Source organism: Brachybacterium sp. SYSU DS0246 (assembly GCF_059391765.1).
Map to the genome: position 1 here is coordinate 25,912 of NZ_JBZXYT010000033.1, position 13,574 is coordinate 39,485.

The window sequence follows — 13,574 nt, forward strand, 5'->3', positions numbered from 1 at the left end:
CGTGCCGAGCCGGGAGAGCTCACGATCCGACCGAGAGGGCTCAGCCGAGCAGCGCTCCCACCGCGCGGGCCTTCTCCAGTGATTCCGGCAGCGCACTGAGAAGCACGTCGACGTCATGATCCGTGCTGGTCCATCCCAGCGACAACCGCAGCGCGCCGCGGGTCTGGGGACCCGTGAAGCCCATCGCCGCGAGGACGGGGCTCGCCTGAGTGACCCCCGCCGAGCAGGCCGATCCGGCCGAGGAGTCCACCCCGCGCTCATCCAGCAGGAAGAGCAGCGAATCCGAATCGGCGCCCGGGAACACGACATGAAGGATATGGGGCGACGTCGGGGAGTCCTCCGGCAGGGTGAACCGCGCGCTGGGATCGATCTCGCGGATGCCGGCTCGGAGCCTGTCGGCCAGCGCCTGCACGCGCCGGCCCTCTCGGTCCCGTTCCGCCAGGGTCTCGCGCAGGGCTGCCGCGAATGCCGAGGCCTGCGCCGCGTCCAGCGTTCCCGAGCGCACCCCGCGCTGCTGGCCGCCGCCGGTGCTGGCGACGCCGAACGGCACCTCCGGCTTCGCCACCAGCACCCCTACACCCACGGGCGCCCCAATCTTGTGACCGGACAGCGACATCAGGTCGACGTCCTCGAAAGACGGCAGCCGGACGTGGCCCACGCCCTGGACCGCGTCGGTATGGACCAGGGTCCCGTGGGGTCGCGCCGCTGCGGCGAGCGCAGCGATGTCCTGACGTGCCCCGGTCTCGTTGTTCACCAGCGCCGCGCTGACCACGCTCACAGCGCCGTCGGCCAGAGTCTCGCTCACCGACCCCGGACGCAGCAGGCCCCGCGCATCGACATCGAGCACACGCGCCTGGACCGGCGGCGTCAGCGACGCCAGCGATCTCGCCGTGGCGACCACCGCGGGATGGTCGGTCGCAGCCACGGCCACGGCCGTGCGAGCCGGTTCCTTCGCCATCACGCCGAGCGGTACCGAGCGGATCGCCAGGTTGTCGGCCTCGGTGCCTCCCGAGGTCATGATCAGCCAGCTGCGGGGAACCCCGAGCAGTCCCGCGATGGTCTCGAGAGCCTCGTCCAGCACAGCGCGGGCGCGGCGTCCCGAGGAGTGCACCGAGGACGGATTGCCACGCACCGTCGAAGCCTCCAGGAAGGCCTCGCGCGCGACCGGCCGCAGCACGGTGGTCGCCGCATGGTCGAGGTATGCGCGCTCGTCGGGGTCGCTCACCATGGCTTCGCCGGATCCTGCTCCGATCCGCTGGGCTCGTCCTCGCCCTCGCCGCCCTGGGCGTCCTTGTTGCGCTCCTCGAGCTCGTCGTCCTTCTCCTGCTGCTCCCCGTCGCCCTCGGTGGGAGCCTCCTCCTCAGGGCCGTCCCCTTCGGGATCCTCCCGGCTCGGGTCGCCCGGGGGCGGCGGTTCGCCACCGCCGGGCTCCTCGCCCTCGCCCTCGCTGCCTCCTTCGGAGCCGCGCTCGTCGGGGTCGTTGCCGGCCTCCTCGTCGGCCTCGCGGCGCTTCTCCTCGACCCGTTCGCCGTTCTCCTCGGTGGTCTCGGACTCCTCGTTCCCGGAGCCGCCGCCCTGGCCGCCCTGGCCCTCGCCGTCGCCGCCACCGCCGCCACCACCGCAGGCGGCGAGCATCTCCTCGGCCTCGTACAGGCGATCGGCGCGGGCCTGGGGATCCTCGATCTGGTCTGCCTGGCGCTCGATGGCGATCGAGAGGTTGTTGATGATCTTGCACTGGGCGTGCATGGGCGCGTTGAGGTCGCTCGAGCTCTCCCACTCCTCCAGCGCGGTGCGCAGCTCCTCCTCGGCAGCGGCGTCCTCGCCCTGCTGCAGCAGCACGGTCCCCTTGGACAGGTGCGGCAGATACGGCTCGAACCAGTTCAGGAACTCGACCGGCGCCAGCCGCTCGATGGCCACCGGGTACTCCTCGTCCCCGTACGCGGAGAGATGGGTGGCCTGCGTGATCGGCATGGAGATGAACTTCGCGGCCAACAGGGCCAGCAGCAGGATCGGCAGCGCCAGGATCGCGAACACGATCATCCGCGTCCGCCGGAGACGGCGCACGTTCAGCCCGAAGTCCTTCGGCCTGCCGCTGGTGTCCTGCGCCAGCGCAGGCGGCGGGCCCGCGGGCGCGGACTGCTCCGTGCGCGGCCTCTCCGCGATCGGTGTGCTCATCTCTGCGCTCCTGAGATGTCGTGACGATCCAGCTTGCGCGGAAGTCTGTAGGTCATCTCCCCCAGCTCCCAGATCAGCAGGGCTGCGAGCGGGATCGAGGCGATCCAGTACCAGTCATCGAAGCTCGCCACGTCGCGGGAGGACTCCATGGGGATCGGCCGCAGCGTGACATCGTCCATTGTGCCCTCGATCGGCGCCTCCGGATCATCCCGGTGCAGATACGGCACCCCCATCTCGCCGGCGATGGTCTGGAGCTGCTCCTCGTCGATCCTCGAGATCCCCCTCTGACCGCTGTCATCGGTGATGTACTCGCCGTCCTCGGGGCCGCCCTCGGCCTTCATCGGGCCACCCTCGGCAGTGCCGTACCCGAGCACTCCCCCGCCGTCGACGAACTGGGCGAGCGGACTGAACGACTCCGACTCCCGCTCGTCGGTGTTCTCCCCGTCGGAGAGGAAGTACACCAGGATCTGCGACTCCGGGTCCTCGCGCGCGGTCTCGGACAGCTCCACCTGCAGCTGCTCGAGAGGACGGTCCACATTGGAGCCCTTGGAGTACGCGGTGGGCTCCGTCGTCAGCGTGTCCACCCAGGCCCGAGCCGCGCCGGCGTCGGTGGTCAGCGGCAGCTGCTGGGTGGCCGTCGAGTCGAAGGACATGATCGAGTACCGCGATCCCTCGGTCATGCCCATGATGCGGTTCATGTCGGCCTTGACGCCCTCGAGGCGCGGCTGGTCCCCGTTGTAGTCCTCGGCGTTCATGGAGCCGGTGCGGTCGACGACGAAGAACACGTTGGCGTTCATGCGCTCGGTCTGCTCGCTCTCCAGCGGGGTCACCGGTCGCAGCGCCACCACCAGCAGCAGCAGGACCATCAGCAGCCGGCGCATCCACGCCACGCGCTGCCGCGGGCGCCGGATCAGCAGCACGACGCAGAAGATCGTCATCGCGCCGAACAGCGGGATGCTCGCCCACAGCGGGATCAGGTGCTCCAGGCGCATCAGCGAGCCCTCCAGCCCAGCACCAGGATGCCGATCAGGGAGAGGAAGGTCAGCACGAACCCGAGGCCCGGGTGGTCCGTGCGCACGACTGTCGGCGAGGCCCCCATCGTCTCGGCCTGCGTCTTCTGGATCTCGTTGATGATCGAGGGGATCGCCTCCGGATCGGAGGATTCGTACAGCTCCCCGTCCTGATCCTCGGTGGCCGTCTTGAGCTCCTCGAAGCATTCTGGGCCGCACTCGTACGCCCCGGGGTAGAACGTGTAGAGGTCGATATCGCGCCCGGCGACGGCCTCGGTGGCCTCTTGGAGGGTGTAGATCGGCTCGCCGTTGACCTCGTTGTCGGTCGCGAAGATGATCGAGCGCGAGCGATCCTCCTCGGCCTGGTCGAACTCCATGCCGCAGGAGGCGAGGCCGTCCGGCACGATCGACGCCTGATCGGCGATGCCGCGGGTGCCCTCGACGAACTCCACGTACTGGCGGACCTTCTCATCGGAGTAGTCACGGGTACCCAGGCGATAACCGAACTCGTCGAAGTCGATCGCCTCGGCGCCCTCCTCGAGCTCGCGCTTGATCAGGTCGTAGTCGTTGGTCAGCGGGAAGACGGTGCGGCTGGTCGAGTTGAAGATCGTCAGCGCCACCCGCTCGCCCTGGAAGTTGTCCACCATCTCGGCGAAGGTCTGCAGGATCTCGGTGTCGTACTCGTACATCGAGCCGGAGACGTCGAGGCACAGCACGATGTCGCGCGAGGAGAACTCGGGCGTCTCGATGCGCTCGGTGGCGATCCGCCCCGACAGCAGCGAGGCGGCGAGCACGCCGATCACGGCGATGCTCACCTGCAGCACCCGCACCGCGCGGGCCATGCGCTGGGCGCGCACGAAGCTGGGGATGCGGTCCATGTACCGCGAGTTGGCGACCAGGACGGGAGACTTGCGCATCGCGCGTCGGTTCCAGAACGTGATCGCCCAGACCGCCAGCGCGGCCAGCAGCAGCAGGGCGGTGACCCACCAGAAGATCATGACCATTGCCGGATCACCTCCCTCGCGCGGCGCACGGACTCACGCAGGTCGGCGTCCGAGGCCATCGCGAAATCGGGTTCGTACAGGTCCGCGATCAGGGTTCCCACCTCGCGGGTGCGCGGGTCCGCTCTCAGCGTGGTGATGTCCTGGCTGGTCACGTCGTGGCCCGTGGTGCGGCGCACGAAGCGTCGCATCACCCCGGTCAGCTCATGATGGCCTTCGCGAGCACCCACGTCGCCGGCGTCGTGCCGATCGGCGATGTCGTTGACGGCGCGCAGGAACTCGGCCTTGAGGTTCTCCACGTCGCTGGGGCGCCGACGGAAAGCGATGCGCTTCTCGATGGCACGGGTGATCTTCAGGGTGCCCAGGATCAGCGCCGTGATCACCAGCAGGCACAGCACGGCCAGGATGATCCAGGCGACGGAGTACTGGGGCGGGTCGATGATCTCCGGCGGGGCGGGCTCGGCCAGCAACGGCGAGGCCAGCAGCAGGTCAGGTACGGGCATGGCGGTACTCCCTCGCCCGGAGCATGGCGATCATGTCCTCGACCACGGTGGTCTCGCCCTGGGTGAGGATGTGGCTGACGTGCAGCCGGTCCAGCATCTCCGTGATCCCGTCCCGCCGCGCCCGCCGGTACGCCTCGACGTCCCGCGCGACCCGCTTGGAGGTCCGCACCAGGGACGCCACCTCACGGGGATTGTCGACGTCGACCACGTCGTGGTCCAGGTCGGTGCGCTGCAACGGGTCGGCATCGGCGACGCGGATGACCATCACGTCGTGCCGCGTGGTCAGGCGCCGCAGCAGGGTGAAGTCCTCCACCGAGGGTCGGGCCTCGTCGGTGATGATCGTCATCAGCGTCGAATGCTTGGTGACGCGGAAGGCCCGCTCCAGCAGCCAGGCGCTGTCCGGGGCCGACGAGGCGGTGGTGGTGCCCTGCTGGATGCTGCGCAGCAGCAGCTCGAGGTGGCCGTCGCTGGACCGGGAGGGCAGCTGGATCGGGCGGCGCTCGTCGCCCGCGACCAGTCCCGTCAGGTCCCCGTTCTTCTGCGCGAGGAAGCAGATCATTCCCGCGGCGAGGACCATCGCCTCCCGCTTGGAGGTGCCGTCGGCCGCGGTGGCGGCCATCGCGGAAGAGGTGTCGGCCACGATCGAGAGGTGGCGGACCCGCTCCTCGTTGAACTGCCGGATCAGGGGCTCACCGGAGCGGGCGGTGGCCTTCCAGTCGATGTCGGAGATCTTGTCCCCGGGCTGGTAGTACTTCAGGTCGTCGAAGTCCTCGCCGCTGCCCTTGAACAGGGAGCGTCCGCGGCCCTGGATGAGCCCGCGCGCCCGGTTCGAGGTGTGCAGGTCGACCCGGGCCTTGACCCGGGTCAGCAACGAGGTGGCCATCGAGTTCTCGCGCGCTCCGTCCGTGTCGTGGGAAGGGGTCGGGGAAGGGTCGACTTCAGGGCATCGGCACGGCGTGGAACACCGCGTCGATGATCTGCTCGGGCTTGACCCCGCTGGCCAGGGCGTCGAACGTGAGCACGAGCCGGTGGCGCAGCACCCCGTAGCGCATGGCCCGCACATCGTCGGGGGTGACGTAGTCGCGCCCCTGCAGCAGCGCGTGCGCCTGCCCCACGCGCATCAGCGCGAGGGAGCCGCGGGGGCTGGCGCCGACGCGCACGGACTGGGTCAGGTTCGGCACCGGGCGCGGACCGGACCCGCGGGTGGTGAAGACCAGGTCGATGATGTACCGCTTCACGGCCGGATCGACATAGACGGCGTCGACCATCGACTGCAGGAACTGCACGTCCTCCAGCGAGACGTTGCCCAGGGCCTCCCGGGGCCCGGTCAGGCTGCCCGAGGTCGAGCGGTCGAGGATCTCGTGCTCCTCGCCCGGCCGCGGGTAGGTCAGGATCTCCTTCATGAGGAAGCGATCCATCTGCGCCTCGGGCAGGACGTAGGTGCCCTCCTCCTCGATCGGGTTCTGGGTGGCCAGCACCATGAACGGTTCGGGCAGGTGGTACACCTCGCCGCCGATGGAGGTCTGGCGCTCCTGCATCGCCTCGAGCATGGCCGACTGCGTCTTGGCGCTGGAGCGGTTGATCTCGTCCAGCAGCACGACGTTGGCGTGGACCGGGCCCAGCTGGGTGGTGAAGGTGCCGGAGCCGTAGTTGAAGATCTGGGTGCCGATGATGTCGTTCGGCATCAGGTCCGGGGTGCACTGGATGCGCGCGAAGGACCCGGTGATCGAGGAGGCCAGTGCGCTGGCGGCGGTCGTCTTGGCCAGGCCGGGCACGGACTCGAGCAGCACGTGGCCGCCGGCGGCCAGGGCGGTCAGCAGGGTCAGCCGCAGGTTCTCCTGGCCGACCACGCGGGACTGGAAGACCTTCGCGATGGTGGAGACGATCGAGGAGCTGCGCTCGAGATCGGCGGGCGGGATCGCCGACGAGGAGGGGGCGAAGTCACCGGGCCGTCGCTGCGGCCCGCCCTGAGCGGACCCGCCCTGACCGGGCCGGCCGGGGCCCGGGGCTGCGCCGGGAGGTCCAGCTGGTGCTGCCTGCTGGCTCGGTGGATTGCTCATGCGCTGCGGCTCCCCCGTCGTGCGTACCTGTTGTGCCTGCTGGTCCGCGTCGATCCTAACGGCAGTGGGCTCCGGCGGTGTCGCCGCGTCCGCGGGCAGCGGTGGGAGAAGGTGCAGTGGCAGAATGCGCAGGTGCTAGCAGATCGTTTCGACCGCGCCACGCCCCCGGTCGCACCCACCGCCCCCGGACTCTCCGTGGACGACCAGGGACGCGGCACCTTCGCCGTAGCGGCTCCGCGTGCCGGTGCGGTGGATCTGTGCATCCGCCAGGGCACCGCCGAGCGCCGGGTGCGTCTGCGGCACTTCGACGGTGGCCTGCGCTGGGACCACGTCACCGGCATGCTCCCGGGCACGCGGTACGGGCTGCGGGTCCATGGCCCGTGGGATCCCGCGGCGGGCCTGCTGTCCAACCCGCGCAAGCTGCTGCTGGACCCGTGGGCCCGCGGCGTGTCGCACTCCTCGCCGCTGCTGAGCTCCTTCTTCCCGTTCGAGGTGGACGCGATGCTGGATCGCGTCGGCGACCCGCCGGTGGCCAGCGACATCGACGACGGCGAGGACGCGGTGTGGTCCGTCGTCGTCTCCGACGCCTTCGACTGGCAGGACGACCTGCGTCCCCTGGTCGACTGGGACGCCACCGTGCTGTACGAGGCGCACGTGAAGGGACTGACCCGGCTGCACCCCGACGTCCCGGCCGAGCAGCGCGGCACCTACGCCGGACTCGGCCACCCCGCGGTCACCGGCCACCTGCGCGACCTGGGCGTGACCAGCGTCGAGCTGCTGCCGATCCATGCCGCGATGGACGAGCCGCACCTGACCCGGCTGGGACTGCCGAACTACTGGGGCTACTCCACGCTGTCGTTCTTCGCCCCGGAGCCGTCGCTGGCCACGGCCGCCGCCCAGAACGCCGGCGCGCAGGCCGTGCTCGACGAGGTCAAGACCATGGTGCGCAGCCTGCACGCCGCGGGCCTCGAGGTGATCCTCGACGTGGTCTACAACCACACCGCAGAGGGCGGGGCCGACGGGCCGGCCCTGTCCCTGCGCGGGCTGGACAACCGTGAGTACTACTGGATGGACCAGGGCACCTTCGTCGACGTCACCGGCACCGGGGGCACCCTGGATCCGCGCTCGGTGCACGTGATGGACCTGATCCTGGCCTCGCTGCGCTACTGGGTCAGCGAGGTGCACGTCGACGGGTTCCGCTTCGACCTGGCCGCGACGCTGGGTCGCGAGGACCGCGGTTTCCGGCCCGACCATCCCCTGCTGGGCGCGATCGTCACCGACCCCGTGCTGCGCGGGGTCAAGCTGATCGCCGAGCCGTGGGACGTCGGCACCGGCGGCTGGCAGACCGGCGGCTTCCCGGTGCCGTTCGCCGAATGGAACGACGCCTTCCGCGACGACGTGCGGGCCTTCTGGCTCTCCGACCGCGCCCAGCGCGCACGCACCGGCGAGGACGGCATCGGCGGCGTGCGCGACCTCGCGACCCGTCTCGCCGGTTCCAGCGATCTGCTGACCGGGCAGGACCCCGAGCAGCTGCCGCCCGGCCGCAGCCTCCGTTCGCCGTGGGCATCGATCAACTACGTCACCGCCCACGACGGCTTCACCCTGCGCGATCTGACCGTGTACGAGACCAAGCGCAACCAGGCCAACGGCGAGGACAACCGCGACGGCACCTCCGACAACCGTTCCTGGAACCACGGTCACGAGGGAGAGGCCGGGCCCGAGGATCACCAGCTCGAGACGTCCCGCCGTCGCACCGCCCGCGGCATGCTCGCCACCCTGCTGCTGGCGTCCGGGACCCCGATGCTGACGGCCGGGGACGAGATGGGCCGCACCCAGCAGGGCAACAACAATGCCTACTGCCAGGACAACGAGATCTCATGGGTCCCGTGGAGGCCCGGTCCCCTGCGTGAGACGGTCAAGCGCGTCCTGGCGCTGCGCGGTGAGCATCCCCAGCTGCGCTCGCCCCACTTCCTGCGCCCGGCGGATCCCGCCGCCCTGGATGCGGGAGCGGTGGCATGGTTCGGGGCCGACGGGCAGGAGCTGGACCATGCGGCATGGATGGACCCGTCCCGGCACCTGCTGTCCATGCTCCGTCCTGCGGTGCCCGGGCGTGAGGGATCCCAGCACCTGCTGGTGATCCTCTCGGCCGAGGCGGAGGCCACCACCGTGCAGCTGCCGGGCCCGCCGTGGCCGCAGGGCCGGGCCCGCGTGCTCCTGGACACCGCGCTCGAGCGCCAGGACGATCTGCCCGCCGCTCCGGTGCGCGACCGCGCGGTCGTGGTGGAGCCGGCCAGCGTGGTGGTCCTCGGGATCACCGCCGACGACCCGGGGGAGGTCCGCGAACAGCTATCGTGAGGACCGTCACCGCGTCCGACGCAGACACCGAGGTGTCAGGCAGGAGAGGCCATGTCCGAGACCACCGAGTCCATCCCTCGTCACCGGCGCCCGGCGGGCCTCGACGCGGGCATCGGCCGGATCCCGATCATGGACGTCCGCCCCGTCGTCGACGGTGGGCGGTTCCCGGCCTCCTGCGCCGAGGGCGAGACGGTGACGATCTCCGCGAACGCCTTCCGCGAGGGCCACGACGCGATGGGGGTCCAGGCCGTGCTGACCGACCCCGACGGGGCGGAGCAGCGCCTGCGGATGGAGTCGGTCAACCCCGGCCTCGACCTGTGGGAGACGACCGTGCGCACGGATCGCACGGGGCACTGGTCCTTCCGCATCGAAGCGTTCTCGGCGCCGTACGACACCTGGGCCCACACCGCGGAGGTCAAGATCCCCGCGGGCATCGATCCCGACCTGGTCTGCGCCGAGGGCGCCCTGGTCCTGTCCCGGGTGCTCGCCGAGGTCGAGGCGGGCGAGCGTCCCGCCGGTGACGGACCGGTGGTCCGCGCGGCGCTGGAGAGCCTGCGCTCCCCGGGCCTGCCCGCATCGGCCCGCGTGGCCCCCGCCCTGGCGGCGGATCTGCGCGGGCTGCTCGCCGAGCGGCCCCTGCGCGAGGGAGTGACCGTCTCCGGCCCGTACCGTCTGGTCGTCCACCGCCGGCGCGCGCTGTACGGCTCCTGGTACGAGCTCTTCCCCCGCTCCGAGGGGGCCCGCTTCGAGCCCGAGCGCGGATGGGTCTCGGGCACCCTGGCCACGGCCGCGAAGTCGCTGGAGCGGATCGCGGACATGGGCTTCGACGTCGCCTACCTGACCCCGATCCACCCCATCGGCACCACCTTCCGCAAGGGCCGCAACAACACCCTGGATCCGCGGCCCGGCGATCCCGGCTCCCCGTACGCGATCGGGTCGGCCGACGGGGGCCACGACGCGATCCACCCCGATCTGGGCACCGAGGAGGACTTCGAGGCCTTCGTCGGCCGCGCGCAGGAGTTGGGGCTCGAGGTCGCCATGGACCTCGCCCTGCAGTGCTCCCCCGACCATCCGTGGGTGAGCGAGCACCCGGAGTGGTTCACGGTCCGGGCCGACGGCACCATCGCCTACGCGGAGAACCCGCCGAAGAAGTACCAGGACATCTACCCGCTCAGCTTCGACACCGACTACGAGGGTCTGTACGCGGCGATCCGGGACGTGCTGGAGCTGTGGGTCTCCCGCGGCGTGACGCTGTTCCGGGTCGACAATCCCCACACCAAGCCGGTGCGGTTCTGGGAGGAGCTGCTGGCGGAGTTCGACGAGAAGCACCCCGAGGTCATCTTCCTCGCCGAGGCCTTCACCCGGCCCACGATGATGCACACCCTGGGCAAGGTCGGCTATCACCAGAGCTACACCTACTTCACGTGGCGGCACACGGCCGAGGAGCTGCGCGAATACCTCGAGGAGCTGGTCGCGGCGGCGCCGTACATGCGTCCCAGCTTCTGGCCCACCACGCATGACATCCTCACCCCGTTCATGTCCTCCGGCGGGCGCAACGCCTTCGTGCTGCGCGCGATCCTCGCGGCGACCCTGGTGCCGACGTGGGGCATCTACAGCGGCTACGAGCTGGTCGAGGACGTGCCGCGCCCGGGCGCGCAGGAGCAGATCGACAACGAGAAGTACGAGTACAAGCCGCGCGATTACACCGGTGCCCTCGCCGCGGGCACGAGCCTGCAGCCGCTGCTGAGGGACCTCAACCGCATCCGTCGCGAGCATCCCGCCCTGCAGTCGCTGACCGCGATCCGCTTCCACGAGGCCGACGATGCCCAGGTGCTGGTCTTCTCCAAGCATCTCGACGCCCACGCCAGCGGCACCGGCGCACCGGACACGATCCTCGTCGTCTCCCTCACCGAGCACGACCGCGACGCCTGGACCACCCTGCACCTGGATCCCGCCGAGCTCGGCCTCGAGGATCCCGACCGCCCGTTCGAGGTCGAGGACCTGATGACCTCGGAGCGCTTCACCTGGACCCGGGATCCCTACGTCATCCTCAGCGCGAGCGACCGGCCCGCGCACATCCTGCGGATCATCCACCCCGAGGAGGCCTGACATGACCGGCCCGACAGACCCCGTCCCCTCACCGTCTCCCACCGCGCCGCATCCCCCCGCCCCGCAGGTGATGCCGCTGAGCGACCACGAGCGCGGCGCCACCGCGGCCGGCAGCTATCACGATCCCCATTCGGTGCTCGGGGCCCACGAGTACGACGGCGGCGTCACGGTGCGGACCCTGAAGCCCTTCGCACGGGCCGTGGAGGTGCTCCTGCCCGACGGCACCTCGGCCGCGATGGAGCACGAGTTCGAGGGCATCTGGGTGGCCTCGCTGCCGATGGCCGAGCTCCCCTCCTACCGGGTGCGCGTCACCTGGGCCGGCGGGGAACCCCCCGTCGAGTACGAGGAGCCGTACCGCTTCTGGCCGACGGTCGGCGAACTCGACCGGCACCTGATCGGAGAGGGCCGTCACGAGGAGCTGTGGCGGGCCCTGGGGGCGCACGTGCGCACGATCGACGAGGTCGCGGGGACCTCCTTCGCCGTCTGGGCGCCCAACGCCCGGGCCGTGCAGGTCGTCGGCGGCTTCAACGGCTGGGACGGACGCGGCCACGCCCTGCGCTCCCTGGGCTCCTCCGGGATCTGGGAGATCTTCGTGCCGGGGGTCGGCGTCGGCGAGACCTACAAGTTCCGCATCCTGGGGGCCGACGGGGTCTGGAAGGACAAGGCCGACCCGATGGCCCGACGGGCCGAGGTGCCTCCCGCGACCGGCTCCGTCGTCACCGACAGCGGCTTCGAGTGGAGCGATGACGCCTGGCTCGCCGAGCGCGCCTCCCACGACCCGGTCTCCTCGCGGATGTCGATCTACGAGCTGCACCTGGGCAGCTGGAGGCCGGGCCTGGGCTACCGGGAGCTCGCCACCGAGCTCGTCGACTACGTCACCGAGCTCGGCTTCACCCACGTCGAGCTGATGCCGCTGGCCGAGCATCCCTTCGGCGGCTCCTGGGGGTACCAGGTCACCGGCTACTACGCGCCCACCTCGCGCCTGGGATCGCCGGACGAGCTGCGCCACCTGATCGATACGCTGCATCGGGCCGGCATCGGGGTGATCGTGGACTGGGTCCCCGCCCACTTCCCCAAGGACGAATGGGCCCTGGCCCGCTTCGACGGCACCCCGCTGTACGAGCACGCCGATCCCCGCCGGGGGGAGCATCCCGACTGGGGCACCTACGTCTTCGACACCGGACGGCACGAGGTGCGCAACTTCCTGGTCTCCAACGCCTGCTACTGGCTCGAGGAGTTCCACGTGGACGGCCTGCGGGTCGACGCCGTCGCCTCCATGCTCTACCTCGACTACTCCCGCGAGGACGGCCAGTGGGTGCCGAACCAGTACGGGGGGCGCGAGGACCTGGAGTCCATCGCATTCCTGCAGGAGGCCACCGCCACCGCGTCCAAGCGTGCTCCCGGGATCGTGATGATCGCCGAGGAGTCCACGTCGTTCCCCGGAGTCACCGCCTCCACGGACACCGGCGGCCTCGGCTTCGACTTCAAGTGGAACATGGGGTGGATGCACGACACCCTCGTCTACCTCGGCGAGGACCCCATAAACCGTCAGTACCATCACGGCGAGCTGACGTTCTCGATGGTCTACCAGTACTCCGAGAACTTCGTCCTGCCCATCAGCCACGACGAGGTGGTCCACGGCAAGGGTTCCCTGCTGCGCAAGGCACCGGGCGACGAGTGGCAGCAGGCGGCCTCGCTGCGCGCGTACCTGGCGCTGCAGTGGACCCACCCCGGCAAGCAGCTGCTGTTCATGGGCAGCGAGTTCGCCCAGGGCACCGAGTGGTCCGAGCAGGACGGCCTGCCGTGGTGGCTGCTGGAGTACCCGCTCCACCGTGGGGCCCAGCAGCTGGTCACCGACCTCAACGCGCTCCAGGCCGAGCTGTCCTCGCTGTACGAGCGCGACCAGGACCCGGGCGGCTTCGAGTGGCTGATCGGGGACGACGCCGGCCACAACACGATCGCGTTCGTGCGGCGCAACGACGCCGGCGAGCCGGTGGTGGTGGTCCTGAACTTCTCCCCCGAGCCGTGGCACCAGTACCGGGTGCCGCTGCCCGAGGGCGGGACGTGGCTCGAGCTGCTGAACACCGATGCGCCGGTCTACGGCGGCAGCGGGATCGGGAACCTCGGACGGGTCGACGCCGAGTCCCTGCCGGTCCACGGCCGCGAGCACTCGGTGCGCCTGGCCGTGCCGCCGCTGGGCGCCGTGATCCTGGCGCCGCAGCGGCTGCGGGAGAACTGATATGTAGGTCCTTCTGTCAAGTGTGCAGGGTGAAGCGGGGGCATCCACTGGCCGGTGGGTGCCCCCGCTTCGGCGTTCACGGGGTGCTTCTCGGGGTTCGCGTGTCTGTTCGACGCGTGGTC

Annotated in this window: 10 protein-coding genes; 3 read left to right on the forward strand and 7 right to left on the reverse strand. The window is 70.5% G+C overall.

Annotated features, from left to right (window positions below):
• Positions 1-40 precede the first annotated feature (40 nt).
• From AC5020_RS14500 to AC5020_RS14530, 7 genes are read right to left on the reverse strand one after another with little or no spacing between them, the layout of a single operon-like run.
• Positions 41-1,228, reverse strand: a complete 1,188-nt coding sequence (locus tag AC5020_RS14500; protein WP_464988787.1) for a cysteine desulfurase family protein — start codon at positions 1,226-1,228, stop codon at positions 41-43.
• Positions 1,222-2,175: a hypothetical protein gene (locus tag AC5020_RS14505; protein WP_377019800.1), complete on the reverse strand. Its 954-nt coding sequence runs from the start codon at positions 2,173-2,175 to the stop codon at positions 1,222-1,224. The genes AC5020_RS14500 and AC5020_RS14505 overlap by 7 nt, the downstream gene beginning before the upstream one ends.
• A complete protein-coding gene (locus AC5020_RS14510; RefSeq protein ID WP_464988788.1) occupies positions 2,172-3,167 on the reverse strand; it encodes a vWA domain-containing protein in 996 nt (331 codons plus the stop codon). The genes AC5020_RS14505 and AC5020_RS14510 overlap by 4 nt, the downstream gene beginning before the upstream one ends.
• Entirely contained in the window at positions 3,167-4,189 is a 1,023-nt protein-coding gene (locus AC5020_RS14515) for a vWA domain-containing protein (RefSeq protein WP_377019798.1), read from the reverse strand. Before AC5020_RS14515 ends, AC5020_RS14510 begins: the two co-directional genes overlap by 1 nt.
• Entirely contained in the window at positions 4,180-4,689 is a 510-nt protein-coding gene (locus AC5020_RS14520; protein ID WP_377019797.1) for a tunnelling fold family protein, read from the reverse strand. The genes AC5020_RS14515 and AC5020_RS14520 overlap by 10 nt, the downstream gene beginning before the upstream one ends.
• Positions 4,676-5,572 (reverse strand): DUF58 domain-containing protein, encoded by an 897-nt coding sequence (locus AC5020_RS14525; protein ID WP_377019796.1) that lies wholly within the window; start codon positions 5,570-5,572, stop codon positions 4,676-4,678. The genes AC5020_RS14520 and AC5020_RS14525 overlap by 14 nt, the downstream gene beginning before the upstream one ends.
• Positions 5,573-5,627: 55 nt before the next feature.
• A complete protein-coding gene (locus AC5020_RS14530; RefSeq protein WP_377019795.1) occupies positions 5,628-6,749 on the reverse strand; it encodes an AAA family ATPase in 1,122 nt (373 codons plus the stop codon).
• 132 nt (positions 6,750-6,881) lie between these two features.
• Between AC5020_RS14530 and glgX the strand changes: the two genes are divergently transcribed.
• Genes glgX through glgB form a run of 3 tightly spaced genes read left to right on the forward strand, consistent with a single transcriptional unit; the run spans position 6,882 to position 13,452 of the window.
• Positions 6,882-9,104 (forward strand): glycogen debranching protein GlgX, encoded by a 2,223-nt coding sequence (gene glgX / locus AC5020_RS14535; protein WP_464988789.1) that lies wholly within the window; start codon positions 6,882-6,884, stop codon positions 9,102-9,104.
• 51 nt (positions 9,105-9,155) lie between these two features.
• Positions 9,156-11,213, forward strand: coding sequence for a maltotransferase domain-containing protein (locus tag AC5020_RS14540; RefSeq protein ID WP_464988790.1), 2,058 nt, complete (start codon positions 9,156-9,158; stop codon positions 11,211-11,213).
• 1 nt (position 11,214) lies between these two features.
• The gene (gene glgB, locus AC5020_RS14545) at positions 11,215-13,452 is read left to right on the forward strand and encodes a 1,4-alpha-glucan branching protein GlgB (RefSeq protein ID WP_464988791.1); all 2,238 of its coding nucleotides are present in this window, start codon (positions 11,215-11,217) and stop codon (positions 13,450-13,452) included.
• Positions 13,453-13,574: the final 122 nt, after the last annotated feature.

Coding starts and splice junctions, on each gene's coding strand:
- AC5020_RS14500 (WP_464988787.1), bottom strand. CDS start 1,228: ATGGTGAGCGACCCCGACGAGCGCGCATACCTCGACCATGCGGCGACC.
- AC5020_RS14530 (WP_377019795.1), bottom strand. CDS start 6,749: ATGAGCAATCCACCGAGCCAGCAGGCAGCACCAGCTGGACCTCCCGGC.
- AC5020_RS14505 (WP_377019800.1), bottom strand. CDS start 2,175: ATGAGCACACCGATCGCGGAGAGGCCGCGCACGGAGCAGTCCGCGCCC.
- AC5020_RS14540 (WP_464988790.1), top strand. CDS start 9,156: ATGTCCGAGACCACCGAGTCCATCCCTCGTCACCGGCGCCCGGCGGGC.
- AC5020_RS14515 (WP_377019798.1), bottom strand. CDS start 4,189: ATGGTCATGATCTTCTGGTGGGTCACCGCCCTGCTGCTGCTGGCCGCG.
- AC5020_RS14520 (WP_377019797.1), bottom strand. CDS start 4,689: ATGCCCGTACCTGACCTGCTGCTGGCCTCGCCGTTGCTGGCCGAGCCC.
- AC5020_RS14510 (WP_464988788.1), bottom strand. CDS start 3,167: ATGCGCCTGGAGCACCTGATCCCGCTGTGGGCGAGCATCCCGCTGTTC.
- glgB (WP_464988791.1), top strand. CDS start 11,215: ATGACCGGCCCGACAGACCCCGTCCCCTCACCGTCTCCCACCGCGCCG.
- AC5020_RS14525 (WP_377019796.1), bottom strand. CDS start 5,572: ATGGCCACCTCGTTGCTGACCCGGGTCAAGGCCCGGGTCGACCTGCAC.